11 protein-coding genes are annotated in these 18,158 nt (G+C 68.4%); 8 read left to right on the forward strand and 3 right to left on the reverse strand.

All coding sequences use genetic code 11. The annotated features are described in order from the left end of the window. Nucleotides 1-53: 53 nt before the first annotated feature. The 3 genes from ACIHIX_RS06435 to ACIHIX_RS06445 all read right to left on the reverse strand — a co-directional run bounded on the left by ACIHIX_RS06435 (nucleotide 54) and on the right by ACIHIX_RS06445 (nucleotide 7,250). Nucleotides 54-1,433, reverse strand: coding sequence for a hypothetical protein (locus ACIHIX_RS06435; protein ID WP_399950592.1), 1,380 nt, complete (start codon nucleotides 1,431-1,433; stop codon nucleotides 54-56). 89 nt (nucleotides 1,434-1,522) lie between these two features. After that, entirely contained in the window at nucleotides 1,523-3,460 is a 1,938-nt protein-coding gene (locus ACIHIX_RS06440; protein WP_399950594.1) for an alpha-glucuronidase, read from the reverse strand. Nucleotides 3,461-3,482: 22 nt separating this feature from the next. Next, the gene (locus ACIHIX_RS06445; RefSeq protein ID WP_399950597.1) at nucleotides 3,483-7,250 is read right to left on the reverse strand and encodes a GH92 family glycosyl hydrolase; all 3,768 of its coding nucleotides are present in this window, start codon (nucleotides 7,248-7,250) and stop codon (nucleotides 3,483-3,485) included. 367 nt (nucleotides 7,251-7,617) lie between these two features. On the opposite strand from ACIHIX_RS06445, the gene ngcE reads away from it, so the two are divergent. The 8 genes from ngcE to dxs all read left to right on the forward strand — a co-directional run bounded on the left by ngcE (nucleotide 7,618) and on the right by dxs (nucleotide 18,088). Then, the gene (gene ngcE, locus ACIHIX_RS06450; RefSeq protein WP_399950600.1) at nucleotides 7,618-9,063 is read left to right on the forward strand and encodes an N-acetylglucosamine/diacetylchitobiose ABC transporter substrate-binding protein; all 1,446 of its coding nucleotides are present in this window, start codon (nucleotides 7,618-7,620) and stop codon (nucleotides 9,061-9,063) included. Between the two features lie 80 nt (nucleotides 9,064-9,143). Then, the gene (locus ACIHIX_RS06455) at nucleotides 9,144-10,079 is read left to right on the forward strand and encodes a carbohydrate ABC transporter permease (RefSeq protein ID WP_399950603.1); all 936 of its coding nucleotides are present in this window, start codon (nucleotides 9,144-9,146) and stop codon (nucleotides 10,077-10,079) included. A gap of 17 nt (nucleotides 10,080-10,096) precedes the next feature. Next, on the forward strand, nucleotides 10,097-11,020 hold the full coding sequence (locus tag ACIHIX_RS06460) for a carbohydrate ABC transporter permease (protein WP_329333617.1): 924 nt from the start codon (nucleotides 10,097-10,099) through the stop codon (nucleotides 11,018-11,020). 183 nt (nucleotides 11,021-11,203) lie between these two features. Next, complete coding sequence (locus ACIHIX_RS06465; protein WP_399951918.1) at nucleotides 11,204-12,403, forward strand: ROK family transcriptional regulator; 1,200 nt, start codon at nucleotides 11,204-11,206, stop codon at nucleotides 12,401-12,403. 133 nt (nucleotides 12,404-12,536) lie between these two features. Then, complete coding sequence (locus tag ACIHIX_RS06470; RefSeq protein WP_399951921.1) at nucleotides 12,537-13,628, forward strand: sugar ABC transporter substrate-binding protein; 1,092 nt, start codon at nucleotides 12,537-12,539, stop codon at nucleotides 13,626-13,628. Between the two features lie 243 nt (nucleotides 13,629-13,871). Then, nucleotides 13,872-14,663 (forward strand): ATP-binding cassette domain-containing protein, encoded by a 792-nt coding sequence (locus tag ACIHIX_RS06475; RefSeq protein WP_194080635.1) that lies wholly within the window; start codon nucleotides 13,872-13,874, stop codon nucleotides 14,661-14,663. Then, nucleotides 14,660-15,982, forward strand: coding sequence for a sugar ABC transporter permease (locus ACIHIX_RS06480; protein WP_399950608.1), 1,323 nt, complete (start codon nucleotides 14,660-14,662; stop codon nucleotides 15,980-15,982). The genes ACIHIX_RS06475 and ACIHIX_RS06480 overlap by 4 nt, the downstream gene beginning before the upstream one ends. Nucleotides 15,983-16,162: 180 nt before the next feature. Then, the gene (dxs, locus tag ACIHIX_RS06485) at nucleotides 16,163-18,088 is read left to right on the forward strand and encodes a 1-deoxy-D-xylulose-5-phosphate synthase (protein WP_399950611.1); all 1,926 of its coding nucleotides are present in this window, start codon (nucleotides 16,163-16,165) and stop codon (nucleotides 18,086-18,088) included. The last annotated feature ends 70 nt before the right edge of the window (nucleotides 18,089-18,158 follow it).

The following is an 18,158-nucleotide window of genomic DNA, read 5'->3' on the forward strand; positions in this document are numbered from 1 at the left end:
CTGAGGGGTGTGAGCAGGCCCGGAACGGGACCTGGGGAAAGGGAAGTCGAGGGTCAGAGGGTCAGACCGTTGCGCGGCCTGGTCCGACGGTTCAGCTTGCGGCGCATCTCATGAGGCATCCGACGGTCGTGCCGTGGACGACGGCTCTCCTCGGCCACGTCGGCCGCGGGGTGCTCGTCGACCAGCCCCGACCGATACAGCCCGTGATCGACACGATGGATCGCGGCCGACTCCAGCTCCTCCCGGAGCGGTCCGTCGCGCAGAACGGCCCCGGGACCGAGCAGCCCCTCGACGACGTTCAGCGCCCCGACGACATCACCGTGGCGCAGTCGATCGCGGACCGCCGGGAGCGCCTCCGGGGTGCGATGCACCGCGTCGATCGCCCGCAGACAGGGCAGGGGCGGCCCACCGAGCGCCACCAGCAGCTCCTCACGGCGCAGTTGGGCCGGGTCGTGGTCGACGGCGGACAGCACCCCGTCGCGCAGCGCGATCCGATGGACCTCGCCCCGGCACTCCACGCGATGCGGATCGCGCGTCCCGGCGATGGGGACGGCGCTCGCGGATCCCGAGCCGTACCGGGGCAGCGCGGCGCCGACCAGCGGATGCAGCCGACCGACCGAGATCAGCCCGGCCCGCAGCAGCTCCAGATCCGGCAGGACCCGGGCCGCCGCCTCCGGCAGCACCGGAAGCGCCGCGACCTCCTGCGACGGCAGCTCCCGTGCCAGCCGCCGGAACGTCGGCGCATGGCTGTCGTCGGGGGCGACCAGTTCCAGTACGGCACGACGCCGCGCGTCGAGCCGTACCGTGAACGCCCCGCGAGAGCGGCCCTCGGCCTGGCACAGCAATTCCGCCTCGGCGGCCCAACGCGCCCTGGCCCACGACGAGTCCAGGTCCACGGCGGATCGCCGCGCCAGCTCGCCACTGTGCCCGGCGTCCCACAGATGCCGGTGCAGATCGAGCCGGAAGCGCCGGTCGGGATGTGGATGCGGATGGTGCCCCGCAGGGCTGCCCCCGGACTCCTCCCACAGAGCCAGCGACATCCGCTGCCCGGCGTCCGCCCAGGCCGGAGGTGTCCGCACCATCAGTTGAACCGGCAGGTCACCGGCGGTCCGGTACCGGGCCAGGGAGAGCGTGAGGCCAGGCCGGAGCCGCCCGTCGGGGGCGATCCTGGGCATGTGCCAGCGCAGCAGATCCGGCGCCAGCCGACGCAGATCCGCCCGGAGCCGGGCGGTGACTTCAGTGCCGTGACGCTGACGTACGGCGCGCAGATCGAGATCGACGTCGACCCGGGCGGCGGCGCAGGCGCCCGCCCAGTCACCGGCGGTACGCCGGGCCGTCGAGGTATCGATCATGGACGGTGGCACGGCGTACTCACGTACGCGCTGCCACATCAACAGGCGGGTCGGAATCCCGTTCGCGAGGTGGGCTGCCATCAGCACTCACCTGTAGCGAACGAGTCCCCCAATCCAAACGAGGAGAAGTTCTTCATCGGCGGCATCATAAGCACCCCGGACAAGATCTGTCAGTGAATAATCCGCCCCCGTTCGTCCGGGACCCCCGACTTCCGCAGGAAGTAGCTGTTGATCTGATCCCGCCACTCCCGCGCACTCCGCAGCTGCTCCTCGAACAGCTCGGCCACCCGCGCATGCCGCACCGGATCGACGAGCCCGGCCAGCGCGTCCCACACCCGCCGAGCCTCCTCGACCTCGTCGACCCCCTCGAAGTGCGTGTCGTAGATGTGCTGGATGACGGTCTTGCCGCTCCTCAACTCCCGCCCGTACGGCACATGGTGGAAGAACAGCAGCAGCTCGTCGGGACAGGACGCGACCGTCTCGTACACCTCGGCCCACCGCTTGCCGTACTGCCCCGAGAACCCGGTACCGGACGCCACACTGCGGTCCACCCCGACCCCGTCCCGGTCGGCGAAGTGATAGGTCCCCCAAGGGCTGTACTCGTACCCGTCCACGCTCGGCCCGTAGTGATGCCCGGGCTGCACCATGAAACCGACCCCGAGGGGAGCGGTGTACTTCTCGTACGTCCGCCACGACCCCGCCAGCACCGCCCGCACCCCCGCCGCGGGGGCCGCCCCGAAGGTGAGCCGGATCCACTCGTCGAGGATCTCCAGGACATCCGCGTCCGGCCGCCAGGCCAGCCGCCCGAAGGTGTAGAGGTTGGCCTGGGCGAGGGGATGTCCGGTCCAGAACGGGTCGTCGCCGACGTTCGACACGGCGACGAGCCCGCCGCGCGCCAACTCCCCGACGGACGCGCCCTCTTCCTCCTCGAACCGCAGCACCTCGCTCCACATCGGCCCCAGCCAGCACACGTGCCGCTGCTGCCCGGTGTACTCCTGTGTGGCCTGAAGCTCCACCGCCAGCCGTGTCCCCGGCATCGCGCCGATCAGCGGCGAGACCGGTTCCCGTACCTGGAAGTCCATCGGCCCGTGCTTCACCTGGAGCACGGCGTTCGCCGCGAACTCCCCGTCCAGCGGGGTGAAGTGGTCGTACGCGGCCCGCGCCCGGTCGGTCGTACGGTCCCGCCAGTCCTGGTGGTGGTTGTAGACGAAGGCACGCCAGTGGACCGTGCCGCCGTACGGCTCCAGTGCGGCGGCCAGCAGGTTCGCCCCGTCGGCGTGGCTGCGGCCGTACGCGAAGGGGCCGGGCTGTCCCTCCGAGTCGGCCTTCACCACATACCCGCCGAAGTCCGGTATCGCCTCATAGACCCGTGCGGTCGCCTCCGCCCACCACGCCCGCACCCCCGGGTCGAGCGGGTCGGCGCTGGACAGTCCGCCGAGCACGACCGGCGCCGCGAAGGTGACGGACAGATGCGTCCGGATGCCGTAGGCCCTGAACACCTCCGCCAGTGCGGCGACTTCACCGATCCGGTCGGTCAGCAGTCGCGCCTCCGCCGCGTGCACGTTGACGTTGTTCACGGCGACCGCGTTGATCCCGCAGGACGCCAGCAGCCTGCCGTACGCCGCCACCCGCTCCAGATCCCCGCGCGCCCGCCCGTCCTGCCAGAACAACGAGCCGCCCGCGTAACCCCGTTCCACCTGGCCCATGACCGGATGCACGGCCACGTTGTCCCAGTGGTCCAGCATGCGCAGCCCCACGGCCGGTTCATGGGTCTCCCGCGTCGGCTCGGGGAGGAACGCGTCCTCACCGAGCCGGACGACATGGAAGAAGCCGTACAGCAGCCCGCGGGCGCCGGACGCGGTGACGGTCGTCAGGCCGTCCCCGCGTGCGTAGGTGAACGACTCGGAGCCGTCGTCGGCGGTCAGCTCCAACAGCAGGTCGTGCGAACCGGGTGCACGCGAGACACCGCCCCCGAACCGTGCGCAGGCCTCCGCCACCTCCCCGTACACCGTCTCCACCAGGGGGCCCGAGCCGCGGACCAGCGTCCGCCGGGTGCCGATCGGCCGGAACACCTCGTCCGGCAGCCAGGCCGGATCGACACCTCGCATGAGACCCCTCCATCACCCCTGCTCAGCCGAGCAGTTCGAGTTCCGAGACCACCGCCTCGCCGTCGATCACCAGGCGGTACCTCCCGTACGTACCCGGAGACCCCACGGTGAACGCCCGTGTCTGCCGGTCCCACGCGAACGACTCCCCAAAGCGCCGGTCGAGGGTCTCCCAGGTGCTCCCGTCGTCCGCCGATCCCTGGAGCGTCCAGCCCGTCGGCGCCTTCGCGCGGTCCCCGGCCGAAGTCACCGTGTACTGAACACCCTTGGCCGGCCCGGACACCGGAAGATCCACCGTGGTCACGGAGGCCTCCGTCGCCGAGGTGTCGTCGAACAACGCCCCCGCACCCTTCAGTACGTCACCGCGCGGGCTCGGCACCTCGTCGTCCTGCGTGATCGACACGGGCGCCGAACCGGCACCCCAGGCCGACGGCCGCGGACCCATGTCGAAGTCCAGCACCGCGCCCTTCGCGAGCAGCGAGTGGGGCAGTGAAGTCGACCTCCAGGAACGGCCGTTGACCTTCAGCCCCTGGACGTACACATTGCGGGAGCTGTTCTTCGGTGCCCGGACGACCAGCTCCTCGCCGTTCTCCAGATGCACGGTCGCCTTGGTGAACAGGGGGGAACCGACGGCGTACTCACCGCTCCCCATCACCAGCGGATAGAAGCCCAGTGCGGAGAACAGGTACCAGGCCGACTGCTCGCCGTTGTCCTCGTCGCCGTGATAGCCCTGCCCGATCTCGCTGCCGACGTACAGCCGGGACAGCACCTCGCGGACGCCTCGCTGTGTCTTCCACGGCTGACCTGCCGCGTCGTACATGTAGTTCACGTGGTGGGCGACCTGGTTGGAGTGCCCGTACATGCCCATCCGTACATCCCGGGCCTCGGTCATCTCGTGGATGACCCCGCCGTAGGAGCCGACGAGGTCGGGGGAGGCGGTCTCCGGTGTGGCGAAGTACGTGTCGAGCTTCTCCGCCAACCCGGCCCGGCCGCCGTACAGGTTGGCGAGGCCGCGGGAGTCCTGCGGGGCGGTGAACGCGTATCCCCAGCCGTTGGTCTCGGTGTAGTCGTACCCCCAGACCCGCGGGTCGTACGCGGAGGACTCCACCCGCCAGTCACCGGCCAGGTTCCGGCCCTGGAAGAAGCCCGCCTTCGGGTCGAACAGGTTCACGTACTCCCGGGCCCGGTTGAGGAAGTACGCGGACTCCTCCGCGTACCGCTTCTCACCCGTCTTCTCGTACAGCGCCCGCCCCATCCGCGCGATGCCGTAGTCGTTGAGGTAGCCCTCCAGCGCCCAGGACAGGCCCTCGTGGGTCTCGGTGCTCGTGTAGCCGCGGAAGGGGGAGGTCTCCATGCCCTTGCGGCCCACGCCCGACATCGGCGGGACGACCGTCGCGTTCTTCACGGCCGCGTCGTACGCCGCCCCGGCGTCGAAGTCGACGCCCTTGACATAGGCGTCGGCGAAGGCGACGTCCGAGGAGGTGCCGGTCATCAGGTCGGCGTAGCCGGGGGAGGACCAGCGCGAGGTCCAGCCGCCGTCCTTGTACTGCTGCACGAACCCGTCCACCAGCTCACCGGCCTGACCCGGCGTCAGCAGTGAGTACGCCGGCCAGGTGGTCCGGTAGGTGTCCCAGAAACCGTTGTTGACGTACACCTTGCCGTCGACGATCTTCGCGCCGGTGTGCGTCGGGGTGTCGGGGCCGGGCATGGGGGAGAAGGGGGACGCGTACTTGTACTCCGAACCCACCTTCTCGAAGCCGGAGTTGGGATACAGATACAGCCGGTACAGACTGGAGTAGAGGGTCGTCAGCTGGTCGGGTGTCGCTCCCTCGACCTCGACCTTGCCGAGCAGCCGGTCCCACTGGCGCTGGGCGCGGCCCCGTACGGTGTCGAAGCCGGTGCCGTCCGGGATCTCCTGGCGCAGGTTGTCCTTCGCCTGGTCGAGGCTGATCAGCGAGGTCGCCAGGCGCAGGGTGACCGTCGGGGCGTCGAAGCGGAGGTAGCCCTTGACCCCCTCCGAGGCCCCCTCCGTCACCGGCCGGTCGAAGACCCCGTAGACGAAGAGCCGCGTCGCCCCCGTGGACAGCCCGGACTTCACGTCCGAGTAGCCGGTGATCACCCCCGCCGCCTTGTCGAGGGTCAGCCCCGCCTGATCCGTCACGTTGTCGAACAGGACGCTCGCGTCGTCGCCCGGGTAGCTGAAGCGGAGCATCGCCGCGTGGTCGGTCGGCGCCATCTCCGCCTTCACGCCGTTCTCGAACCGGACGCCGTAGTAGTAGGGCCGCGCGGTCTCGTTCTCGTGCCGGAAGGCCAGCTCCCGTGCCTCCCGCCCGGTGCCTGGGACGCCGGAGGCCGCCGACGGCATCACCTGGAACGTCTGCCGGTCGCCCATCCAGGGGCTCGGCTCATGGCTGGCGCTGAACGCCTGGATCGTCGGCAGGTTGTCGTCGTTGTTGGCCCGCGCGTAGTCGTACAGCCAGCTCAGCGAGCCCGCGTTGGTCACCGGCGTCCAGAAGTTGAAGCCATGCGGAACGGCCGTCGCCGGGAAGTTGTTGCCGCGCGAGAAGCCGCTGCTGGAGTTGGTGCCGCGGGTCGTCAGCGCGTAGTCGGACAGATGCGCCTTCGGCTTCTCCGGCGCGACGGTCTCGATCCGTACGTCGTCCAGCCAGCCACGGAATCGCGCCGGGCCGCGCGGGGAGTCGTAGGCCACCAGGATCCGGTCCACCGTCTTCCCGGCCGCCACCGTGCCGATCCGCGAGGCCACGCTGTTCCACTGGTTGACGTACAGCACCTTCGCGGCCCCCTGGTCCCGCGGGGACAGCCCGAACCCGTGCTGGTCCCTCGCCCCGAGGTCGCTCAGGTACGTGCCGTCGGTGAAGGCCAGGTCGACCGCCACGTTCGTGGCGTCGTAGTCCCGGTCGCCGTCCGCCATCGCCGGGAAGACGCGATAGGACAGCCGGGTGTTCCGGCCGACGGCGAGATCCACGTCGTAGACCTTGTTGTACGAGTACGCCCGCCCGTCCGCCGTGTGCCGTCCGGCGTACCGCAGCGCCCGCTTGCCGGTGAACCCGGCGCGTGCCTTCGCGGTCGGCGAGCCGCCCGGGCCGCGGTCGACCAGCGACAGCATGTCCGCGGGGACCGGGCCACCGCCGCCGCCCGTGGAGAGCTGCACGTCGGCGAGCTGGAGGATGCGCTCGGCGCCGTTGTTCGCGCTCACGTCGAGGCGGAAGTGCTGGTACTCGGCCGGCTCCGCGATGTCGTACGACTTTGTCCGGAACCGTTCGTCGAACGTCTCGCCGGTGCGGGTGTCGAGGGTCTTCCAGTCCTTGCCGTCCGTCGAGCCCTGGAGCGTCCAGTCCTTGGGGTCACGCTCGGCGTAGTCGTTGGCCGAGGTGAGGGCATATGTGGCGATTCGATAGGGCTTGTCCAGGTCGAACTCGGCCCATCCGGTGGGAGCGAAGGTCAGCCACTTGGTGCCGGCCTCGCCGTCCGCCAGGTTCTCCTTCACCTCGCCGCCGGCCGTGTTCTCGGCGCTCGCGCGGACGTCCGTGACATGGTCGGTGACAGTGCCGGGGATGCCGCTGCTGTAGCCGCCGTCGACGCCCGAGGCGCGCTCGGGGGTGCTCAGCCAGTCGGGCGCGGGGTCGTCCGTCTCGAAGGAGGACGCGAACTCCCGGTCGGCGGCGGGCGCCTCCGGCAGGGCGACCGCGGCCCCCTGGGAGGCCACCGCCAACGCGAAGGCGGCCGTCAGGACGACCGCCGGACCATGTCTGTGCCGAGTCCTGAGCCACATGCAGCAGTGCCTCCCTGCCATCGCGGACAACGTTGTCAGCTTCGATGCGCAAGGATCAGTAGGGGCCCAAGTGTGCAGTGATGTCAAGGGTGTTGGGTGTGGCATTCGGGGGTAATGGCGGGCATATTTCCGTCCGCCGGCACACAGGCCGCACATATTTCCGGGAGGTCTCAACTCGGAAAAGACCCATGGCCAACCTTGCATTCGATCTTGCTCCGCTGGCGGGAAGTGGACTATACCTGTCGGCGATTCACCGATCCGTTCAACCGCACGTTCGCACTTCCTGCACGACCCAGCGTGACCCGATCGCGGTGCCGGCGAGGATCCGGTTCACCGCCTGAGTCCTGGAGAAGGCGAGGACTTGAGCATGGGATCCACTTCCGCCGAGAACGACAAAGGCTCCGTCGGCCGCCGTGATGTGATCAAGCGGTCCGCCGCACTCGGTCTGATCACCGTACCCACGATGAGTTTCCTGTCCGCGTGCGCCAGCGGTGGCGGGGACGACGACTCCGGCAACGACACCCCCAAGGGCAAGACGACCAAGGAGAACCCCTTCGGCGCCGAGAAGGGCAGCAAGCTCGACGTCGTCATCTTCAAGGGCGGCTACGGCGACAACTACGCCAAGGTGTGGGAGGCCGACTTCCAGAAGAAGCTCGGCATCACCTCCACCCACACCGGCACCCAGGAGATCACCGGCAAGCTCCAGCCCCGCTTCAACGCGGGCAACCCGCCGGACATCGTGGACGACTCCGGCGCCCAGCAGATCAAGGTCGACGTCCTCAACAAGAACGGCCAGCTCCTCGATCTCGCCGAGGTGCTGGACGCCCCGTCGGTCGACGACCCCTCCAAGAAGGTCCGCGACACCCTCATCACCGGCACCCTCGACCCGGGCACCTTCGAGGGCAAGGTCGTCGCCCTCAACTACATCTACACGGTCTGGGGCCTGTGGTACTCGGGCAAGCTCTTCAAGGAGAAGGGCTGGGAGGCGCCCAAGACCTGGGACGACTTCCTCGCCATCTGCACGGACGCCAAGAAGCAGGGCATCGGCGGCCTCGCCCACCAGGGCAAGTACCCGTACTACATCAACGTCGCCATCATGGACCTGATCGCCAAGACCGGCGGCCTGGACGCCATGAAGGCGATCGACAACCTCGACCCCAAGGCGTTCGTCGGCTCCGACGCGGCCCAGGCGGGCGTCGAGGCGATCTACGAGGTCGTGGAGAAGGGCCTGTTGATGCCCGGCACCAACGGCCTGACCCACACCGAGTCGCAGACCCGCTGGAACCAGTACAAGGCCGCGTTCATCACCAGCGGCTCCTGGCTGGAGAACGAGCAGCTCAAGACGACGCCGGCGGACTTCGACATGAAGTTCCTGCCGATGCCGCTGCTGCCCGACAGCAAGCTGCCCTTCGAGGCGATCCGGGCCGGCGCCGGCGAGCCCTTCATCATCCCGGTGAAGGCGAAGAACCTCGCCGGGGCCAAGGAGTTCATGCGCCGCATGCTCTCCAAGGAGTGGTCCACGCAGTTCGCCAAGGAGGCGAACTCGCTGACCATCCTCAAGGACGGCGTCGACAGCGGTGTCCAGCTGCGCCCGGGGACCCAGTCCACGGTGGAGGCGTCCAAGGCGGCCGGTGACAACACCTTCCGCTACCTGTACGTCGACTGGTACAGCGAGATGGGGGCGGCCATCGAGGCCGCGTCCAACGAGCTGATGGCCAAGCGCATCCAGCCCAAGGAATGGCTGAAGCGCGCCCAGGCCGCGGTCGACAAGCAGGCCAAGGACCCGAACTCCAAGAAGAACCACCGGGACTGAACCTCCGGGACTGACCAACGCCGTTTCCCGGGCCGGAGCCGCTCCGGCCCGGGGGAGGACACCAGGGGCAGGGAACGCCAATGCGCAAAGGGCAGTACAGGTTCGTCGCGGGATTTCTGTTCGTCCCCGTGGCGCTCTATCTGATCTTCGTGATCTGGCCGTACATCCAGACGTTCGGCTATTCGCTGACCGACTGGAAGGGACAGTCGCAGACCTTCAAGTTCGTCGGCCTGGACAACTACAAGGCGCTCTTCGACGACGACGTCTTCATGCAGGCCATCTGGCACAACATCCTGTTCCTGATCTTCATCCCGGCCATCACGATCCTGCTCGCCCTGTTCTTCGCGTTCATGCTGAACGCGGGCGGACGCAGCCGGGCCGGCGGGGTCTCGGGGGTCGCCGGATCCTCGTTCTACAAAATCGTCTACTTCTTTCCGCAGGTGCTGTCACTGGCGATCGTCGCCGTCCTCTTCAACGCGGTGTACCGCAGTGACGGCGGCGGTCTCCTCAACGGCTTCCTGATCAAACTCGGACTGGTCGACGCCCAGAATCCGATGGAATGGCTGAACGAGCCGAACCTGGTGCTGTGGATGCTGATGATCGCCGTGGTCTGGCACGGCGTCGGCTTCTATCTGGTGCTGTTCTCGGCCGCCATGCAGTCCATCCCCAGGGACATCTACGAGGCCGCCCTGATCGACGGCGCCGGCCGCAACCAGTCCTTCTTCCGCATCACCCTGCCGCTGCTCTGGGAGAGCGTGCAGACCGCCTGGGTGTACCTGGGCATCGTCGCGATGGACATGTTCGTCCTCGTCTCCTCGATGACCCAGAACATGGGCGCCTACGGCGGCGGTCCCGATCACAAGAGCGACGTGATGTCGACCGTGATGATGCGCAACTTCCAGTACTTCGGCAAGAGCGGATACGCCTGCGCGATGGGCGTCGTCATGCTGCTGCTCACCCTGGTCCTGTCCGTGGTCATGCTGCGTGCCACCCGCCGCGACCGCGTCGAGTTCTGAGCGGGAGAGATACGACGATGAGCGCCCCCATCAAGGAGACCGCGGACGCCCCCGTGCGGCGCCCCGTGGCCAAGACCCCGGTCCGCCCCGGCGACGACCGCAGCGAAGGCGTCGTGCTGAACGTCTTCTCGCACGGCTTCCTCGCCCTGTGGGCCCTGCTGATCATCCTGCCCCTGCTCTGGCTGGTCCTGAGCTCTTTCAAGACCGACGGCCAGATCGGCGGCTCGGCGTTCGGCTGGCCGCAGAACTGGTCGCTGGACGTCTTCGGCCGGGCCTGGGACAAGGGGATCGGCGACTACTTCCTGAACACCGTCATCGTGCTGGTCTTCTCGGTACCGCTGACGATGCTGTTCGGCTCGATGGCGGCCTACGTGCTGGCCCGCTACGAGTTCTGGGGCAACCGTTTCCTGTACTACTTCTTCGTGGCCGGCGCGATGTTCCCGGTGTTCCTGGCCCTGGTCCCGCTGTTCTTCATGGTCAAACGGCTGGACATGCTGAACACCTACCAGGGCCTGATCCTGGTGTACGTCGCCTACTCGATGCCGTTCACCGTCTTCTTCATGCACGCCTTCTTCCGGACCCTGCCCACGGCGGTCTTCGAGGCGGCGATCCTCGACGGGGCCTCGCACAGCCGCACCTTCTTCCAGGTGATGCTGCCGATGGCGAAGCCCGGACTGGTCAGCGTCGGCATCTTCAACACCCTCGGCCAGTGGAACCAGTTCATCCTGCCGACGGTCCTCATGCAGCCACAGAGCGGTGACGATCCCGAGCGCTACGTCCTCACCCAGGGGCTCATCCAGCTCCAGCAGCAACAGGGGTACGCCTCCGACCTCCCGGTGCTCTTCGCGGGGGTGACCATCGCGATGATCCCGATGCTGGTCGTCTATCTGTCCTTCCAGCGCCAGGTGCAGGCGGGCCTTACGTCCGCGACCTTGAAGTAGCGCTCCGAGAGCGCCCGTGAGCGCACCGTCCCCGCCCCTGGTGACGGTGCGCAAAGGCGTGCGCGGAGTCCCGGATACTGTTCAACCTCTTGACGGGAGGCGACCCGAACGGCTCAGCTTAGAGTTCACTAGTTGGACATGAACGGGGCCTCGTCGATGCGGTCCCGCGCGCAGGAGGTCGTCGTGGAGACTCCGGGGTCGCAGTCGTCGCTGCACCGAGCCAACCTGGAACGGGTCGTCCGGGCCGTCCGGCTGGCCGGGTCGCTCACCCAGGCGGAGATCGCACGGACCACGGGTCTGTCCGCGGCCACCGTCTCCAACATCGTCCGGGAGCTGAAGGACGGCGGAACCGTCGAGGTCACGCCCACGTCGGCCGGTGGCCGCAGGGCCCGCAGCGTCTCGCTCAGCGGCGACGCCGGCATCGTGATCGGCGTCGACTTCGGCCATACGCACCTGAGGGTGGCGGTGGGCAACCTGGCCCACCAGGTACTGGCCGAGGAGTCCGAGCCACTGGATGTGGACGCCTCCTCCACGCAGGGCTTCGACCGGGCGGAAGAGCTGGTCAACCGCCTGATCGAGGCAACCGGCGTGGACCGCTCGAAGATCGCCGGAGTGGGTCTCGGCGTTCCCGGCCCGATCGACCTGGAATCCGGCTCCCTGGGCTCCTCCGCGATCCTGCCGGGCTGGATCGGCACCAAGCCCGCCGAGGAGCTGGGAGGCCGTCTGGGCGTCCCCGTGCACGTCGACAACGACGCCAACCTGGGCGCCCTCGGCGAGATGGTCTGGGGCAGCGGCAGGGGCGTCAGGGACCTGGCGTACATCAAGGTCGCCAGCGGTGTGGGCGCAGGCCTGGTCATCAACGGCAAGATCTACCGGGGCCCGGGTGGCACAGCGGGAGAAATCGGGCATATTACTCTTGATGAATCCGGCCCGGTCTGCCGCTGTGGAAACCGGGGCTGCCTGGAGACCTTCGCGGCCGCGCGCTATGTGCTGCCGCTGCTCCAGTCCAGTCACGGCACGGATCTGACGATGGAAGGCGTCGTGCGGCTGGCCAGGGACGGAGATCCTGGCTGCCGTCGGGTGATCGCCGACGTCGGCCGACACATCGGCAGTGGAGTCGCCAATCTCTGCAATCTCCTGAACCCGAGCAGGGTGGTCCTCGGCGGTGATCTCGCGGAGGCCGGCGAGCTGGTCCTTGGCCCCATAAGGGAGTCCGTCAGCCGCTACGCCATTCCCAGCGCGGCACGTCAACTCACCGTTCTCCCCGGGGCACTTGGAGGCCGTGCGGAGGTCCTCGGAGCGCTCGCCCTCGCACTCAGCGAGATGGGCGATTCGACCCTTTTGGACGGCACGCTGCACTCAGCGGCTCCTGCCTTCACTTAGAGAACGAAACCCGCCGTTGCCAACCCGTTAAGTATTTACTTCTTGACGTCGCACGTGTGGCCGAGTTGACTTCCAGCCACCTCGGCCGCAACGACGCGGCCTCGTCAGGGAGGTTTCTGAAGTGAACACGCTTATGCGTCGTGCGGCTGTACCCGTTCTGGTCTCGGCCCTCGCCCTCACGGCCGCCGCGTGCGGCAAGGCCGGCGACGACAACGACTCCGACAGCGGCAGCAGCGCCGGCTCGGGCAACAAGTCGATCGGCCTGCTCCTGCCCGACAGCGTCACCACGCGCTACGAGCAGTTCGACAAGCCGCTGTTCGAGGCCAAGGTCAAGGAGCTGTGCAGCGACTGCACCGTCTCCTACGCCAACGCCGGAGCCGACGCCGCCAAGCAGGCCCAGCAGGTCAGCACCATGGTCACCAAGGGCGTCAAGGTCATCGCGGTCTCCGCCCAGGACTCGGCCGCCATCAAGTCCTCGATCGAGGCCGCGGTCAAGAAGGGCGTCAAGGTCATCGCGTACGACCGTCTGGCCCAGGGCCCGGTCTCCGCGTACGTCTCCTTCGACAACGAGAAGGTCGGCCAGCTCCAGGGCCAGGCCCTGCTCGACTCGCTCGGCTCCAAGGCGACCCCCAAGGCCAACGTCGTCATGATCAACGGTGACGACGCCGACCCGAACGCCGCGCTGTTCAAGAAGGGCGCCCACAGCGTCCTCGACGGCAAGGTCAAGATCGCCTACGAGCAGTCCGGCCTGTGGAAGGACTCGGTCGCCGCGCAGAAGATGAAGGCGGCCATCACCCAGCTGGGCGCCAAGAACATCGCGGGCGTCTACGCCGCCAACGACGGCATGGCCGGCGGTATCGCCAACACCCTCAAGGGCTCCGGCATCTCCGGTATCCCGCTGACGGGCCAGGACGCCGAGCTCGCCGGTATCCAGCGCATCGTCGCCGGCACCCAGTCCAGCACGGTCTACAAGGCCTTCAAGCCCGAGGCCGACGCCGCCGCCCAGCTCGCGGTCAACCTGGTCGAGGGCAAGAGCATCGACGACCTCGCCACCACGACCATGACCAACGGCTCCGGCAACAAGGTCCCGTCGCAGCTGCTGACCCCGGTCTCCGTCACCGTCGACAACATCAAGGACACGGTGATCAAGGACAAGCTGTACACCGTCGACCAGATCTGCACCTCGGCCTACGCCGCCGCGTGCAAGAAGGCCGGTCTGCAGTAACCACCCGCCTTCGGGGGCGTGCCGGAGTCGCGGCACGCCCCGTCGGCAGGTACCCAGCCCCTCCGGCGCCCGCCCCGCCCACATACCCCGCTGCGGGGCGGGCGCCGGACGGAAAGCATCGCTTACGCGCCCGTTGCCAACTCGGCCGGGCTGCGCGCAAGTTCATCTGGTAATCGTGCTCTGAGCACAACCCTCCGCGCCTACCCCAAGCGCGGCATCCCCGCCGGTCAGGCGGCGAAGGAGATGGTTCACGTGTCCGCTACGCCCGTGCTGGCGTTGCGCGGAGTCTCCAAGCGATTCGGTGCGGTGCAGGCACTCACCGACGTCGAGCTGGAGGTCCACGCCGGAGAAGTGGTCGCCCTGGTCGGCGACAACGGCGCAGGAAAGTCCACGCTGGTCAAGACGATCGCCGGTGTCCACCCCATCGATGAGGGCGTCATCGAGTGGGACGGCAAGCCGGTCAGCATCAACAAGCCGCACGACGCCCAGGGACTCGGCGTCGCGACGGTCTACCAGGACCTCGCGCTGTGCGACAACCTCGATGTCGTCGGCAACCTCTACCTCGGACGCGAGCTGCTGCACCGCGGCGTCATCGACGAGGTCACGATGGAGCAGAAGGCCCGCGAGCTGCTGTCCACGCTCTCCATCCGCATCCCGAGCGTCCGCATCCCGATCGCGAGCCTCTCCGGTGGTCAGCGTCAGGTCGTCGCCATCGCGCGCGCCCTGATCGGTGACCCCAAGGTCGTCATCCTGGACGAGCCCACCGCCGCGCTCGGCGTCGAGCAGACCGCGCAGGTCCTCGACCTCGTCGAGCGGCTGCGCGAGCGCAACCTCGGCGTCATCCTCATCAGCCACAACATGGCCGACGTGAAGGCTGTCGCCGACACCGTCGCCGTGCTGCGCCTGGGTAAGAACAACGGTTCCTTCTCCGTGAAGGACACCACCCACGAAGAGATCATCGCCGCCATCACGGGCGCCACGGACAACGCCGTGACCCGTCGTGCGGGGCGTCGCAGCACGGAGGCGGCAAAGTGAGCGACACGTCGAAGGTAGAGAAGACGGACGGCGTCGTGGCGGACCAGTCCACCGTGGCCCCCGCCGACGACCCCACGGCCGCTCCGGTCACCGTCGTCGACCCGCGCCTGCTGATCCGTGAAGAGGGTCTCAAGGGCTACTGGACCGAGTTCAAGCGCAAGGTCAAGGGCGGCGAGCTGGGCTCGCTGCCGGTCGTCGTCGGCCTCATCGTCATCTGGACGATCTTCCAGCTGAAGAACGACCTGTTCCTGAGCGCGGACAACCTGTCCAACATCAGCTACTTCATGGCCGCCACCGGCATGCTCTCCATCGGCCTGGTGTTCGTGCTGCTGCTCGGTGAGATCGACCTGTCGGTCGGCTCGGTCAGCGGTCTGGCGTCCACGATCTTCGCGGTGTTCGTGGTCAACCACGGCATGGGCCAGTGGCTGGCCCTGATCCTCGCGGTGCTGACCGGTATCGCCATCGGCGCCCTGCACGGCTGGTTCTTCGCCAAGATCGGTGTCCCGGCGTTCGTCGTGACCCTGGCCGGCTTCCTCGGCTGGAACGGTCTGATGCTGTGGCTGCTCGGCGACAGCGGCACGATCAACATCCCGTCCGACAGCGGCCCGATCCAGTTGCTCGGCCAGAGCTCGTTCTTCATGGACCAGGCCATCGTGGGCGCCTACCTCCTGGCCGGCCTCGCCGTCGCGTCCATGCTGATCGGCTCCCTGATGGACCAGCGCCGCCGCAAGGCCGCGGGTGTGCCCTTCCGGCCGACCAGCGAGATCCTGATCCGCGTCGGAGCGCTCGCGGTCGCGGCCTTCGCCGCCGCGGTCGTGCTGAACAACGCCGCCGGTGTCTCCAACGCGCTGGTGATCTTCCTCGCCTCGCTGGTGATCGTGGACTTCGTGCTGCGTCGTACGACGTACGGCCGCAAGGTCTTCGCGGTCGGCGGCGGCATCGAGGCGGCCCGCCGTGCCGGTATCAACGTTCCGATGGTCCGGATCAGCGTCTTCGCGATCTCCGGTGGCTTCGCGGCCATCGGCGGTATGTTCTTCGCCGGTCAGACGGCGTCGGCGACGCTGAACGCCGGTGGCGGCAACACGCTGATGCTCGCCATCGCGGCGGCCGTCATCGGTGGTACGTCGCTGTTCGGCGGTCGCGGCAACGTGTGGTCGGCCCTGCTCGGCATGCTGGTCATCCAGTCCATCCAGACCGGTCTCGACCTGCTGAACATGAACACGTCGATCCAGTACATGATCACCGGTGGCGTCCTGCTCGGCGCCGTGGTCATCGACTCGGTGTCGCGCAAGTCCCAGAAGGCCGCGGGTCGCGGCTAGCACGTCCGAGAACGGCCCGGCGCTGAGAACTCAGCGCCGGGCCGTTCTCATGTCGTACGAACGACGGATCGTGGGTACAGCCGATCGCGTGATGTATGACGCACCTCCCGGGCGCCGTCCGCAAAGGCGGAACATTAGACTCGACAAGCCCGGCAACAGCTCTACTGCAAGGAGGCACGGGTGCCGCTGCTGACCCGCATCAGGGGACCGCGTGATCTGGACCGGCTCAGCCTGGAGCAGCTGGACCAGCTGGCGGAGGAGATCCGGACCTTCCTCGTCGACGCCGTCTCCAAGACCGGCGGCCACCTCGGCCCGAACCTCGGCGTGGTCGAGCTCACCATCGCCCTGCACCGTGTCTTCGACTCACCGAAGGACAAGGTGCTCTGGGACACCGGACACCAGTCTTACGTCCACAAGCTGCTCACCGGCCGCCAGGACTTCTCCAAGCTGAAGATGAAGGGCGGCCTGTCCGGCTACCCCTCGCAGGCCGAGTCCGAGCACGACGTCATCGAGAACAGCCACGCGTCCACGGTCCTCGGCTGGGCCGACGGCCTCGCGAAGGCCAACCAGATCCAGCAGCGCGACGACCACGTGGTCGCCGTGATCGGTGACGGCGCCCTCACCGGCGGTATGGCCTGGGAGGCGCTGAACAACATCGCCGACGCCAAGGACCGCCCGCTGGTCATCGTCGTCAACGACAACGAGCGCTCCTACGCGCCGACCATCGGCGGCCTCGCCAACCACCTCGCGACCCTGCGCACCACGGACGGCTACGAGCGCTTCCTGGCCCGCGGCAAGGACCTCCTGGAGCGCACCCCGGTCGTCGGCAAGCCGCTCTACGAGACCCTCCACGGCGCCAAGAAGGGCCTCAAGGACTTCATCGCCCCGCAGGGCATGTTCGAGGACCTCGGCCTGAAGTACGTCGGCCCCATCGACGGCCACGACATCGAGGCCATGGAGTCCGCGCTGGCCCGCGCCAAGCGCTTCGGGGGCCCGGTCATCGTCCACGTCCTCACCGAGAAGGGCCGCGGCTACCAGCCCGCCCTCCAGGACGAGGCCGACCGCTTCCACGGCATCGGCCCGATCCACCCCGACACCGGCCTGCCGGTCAAGGCCTCGGGCGCCGACTGGACCTCCGTCTTCGGCGACGAGATGGTGCGGCTCGGCAACGAGCGCCAGGACATCGTGGCCATCACCGCGGCGATGCTCCAGCCGGTCGGCCTGAAGAAGTTCGCGGACACCTTCCCGGACCGTATCTACGACGTCGGCATCGCCGAGCAGCACGGCGCGGTGTCGGCCGCGGGCCTGGCGACCGGCGGACTGCACCCCGTCTTCGCCGTCTACGCCACCTTCCTCAACCGTGCCTTCGACCAGGTCCTCATGGACGTCGCCCTGCACAAGTGCGGCGTGACCTTCGTGCTGGACCGGGCCGGTGTCACCGGTACCGACGGGGCCTCCCACAACGGCATGTGGGACATGTCGATCCTCCAGGTCGTCCCGGGCCTGCGCCTCGCCGCCCCGCGCGACGCCGACCAGGTGCGCGCGCAGCTCCGCGAGGCCGTCCAGGTCGACGACGCACCGACGGTCGTACGGTTCTCGAAGGGCGCCGTGGGCCCCGCGGTACCCGCCGTGGGACGCGTCGGCGGCATGGACGTGCTGCGCGAGCCCGGCGCCGACACCCCGGACGTGCTCCTGGTCTCCGTGGGCGCCCTCGCCCCCATGTGCCTGGAGATCGCCTCGCTCCTCGACAAGCAGGGCATCACCACCACCGTCGTCGACCCGCGCTGGGTCAAGCCGGTGGACGAGGCGATGGCCCCGCTCGCCGAACGGCACCGCGTGGTCGTCACCGTCGAGGACAACTCCCGCGTCGGCGGTGTCGGCTCCGCGGTCGCCCAGGCCCTGCGCGACGCCGGCGTCGACGTGCCCCTGCGCGACTTCGGCATCCCGCCCCGCTTCCTCGACCACGCCTCGCGCGCCGAGGTGATGGCGGAGATCGGGCTGACCGCGCCGGACATCGCCCGGCAGGTCACCGGTCTGGTCTCCAAACTGGACGGGAAGTACAGCAGCGCGGCGGCGGCCGAGGAGCCGGAGCCCGCGCGCGACTGACACGCCTGAATGGGCCGGTCGTACCACCGCGAAGGGTGGTAGGACCGGCCCATTTGCGTGAATCCCCACG

This window comes from Streptomyces sp. NPDC051913 (genome assembly GCF_044593635.1).
GTDB lineage: Bacteria > Actinomycetota > Actinomycetes > Streptomycetales > Streptomycetaceae > Streptomyces.

Excerpts from the sequence above, each read along its gene's own strand:
- ACIHIX_RS06460 (WP_329333617.1), top strand. The coding sequence starts at position 10,097 with ATGAGCGCCCCCATCAAGGAGACCGCGGACGCCCCCGTGCGGCGCCCC.
- ACIHIX_RS06435 (WP_399950592.1), bottom strand. The coding sequence starts at position 1,433 with ATGGCAGCCCACCTCGCGAACGGGATTCCGACCCGCCTGTTGATGTGG.
- ACIHIX_RS06455 (WP_399950603.1), top strand. The coding sequence starts at position 9,144 with ATGCGCAAAGGGCAGTACAGGTTCGTCGCGGGATTTCTGTTCGTCCCC.
- ACIHIX_RS06440 (WP_399950594.1), bottom strand. The coding sequence starts at position 3,460 with ATGCGAGGTGTCGATCCGGCCTGGCTGCCGGACGAGGTGTTCCGGCCG.
- ACIHIX_RS06445 (WP_399950597.1), bottom strand. The coding sequence starts at position 7,250 with ATGTGGCTCAGGACTCGGCACAGACATGGTCCGGCGGTCGTCCTGACG.
- ngcE (WP_399950600.1), top strand. The coding sequence starts at position 7,618 with ATGGGATCCACTTCCGCCGAGAACGACAAAGGCTCCGTCGGCCGCCGT.
- ACIHIX_RS06475 (WP_194080635.1), top strand. The coding sequence starts at position 13,872 with ATGGTTCACGTGTCCGCTACGCCCGTGCTGGCGTTGCGCGGAGTCTCC.
- ACIHIX_RS06470 (WP_399951921.1), top strand. The coding sequence starts at position 12,537 with ATGCGTCGTGCGGCTGTACCCGTTCTGGTCTCGGCCCTCGCCCTCACG.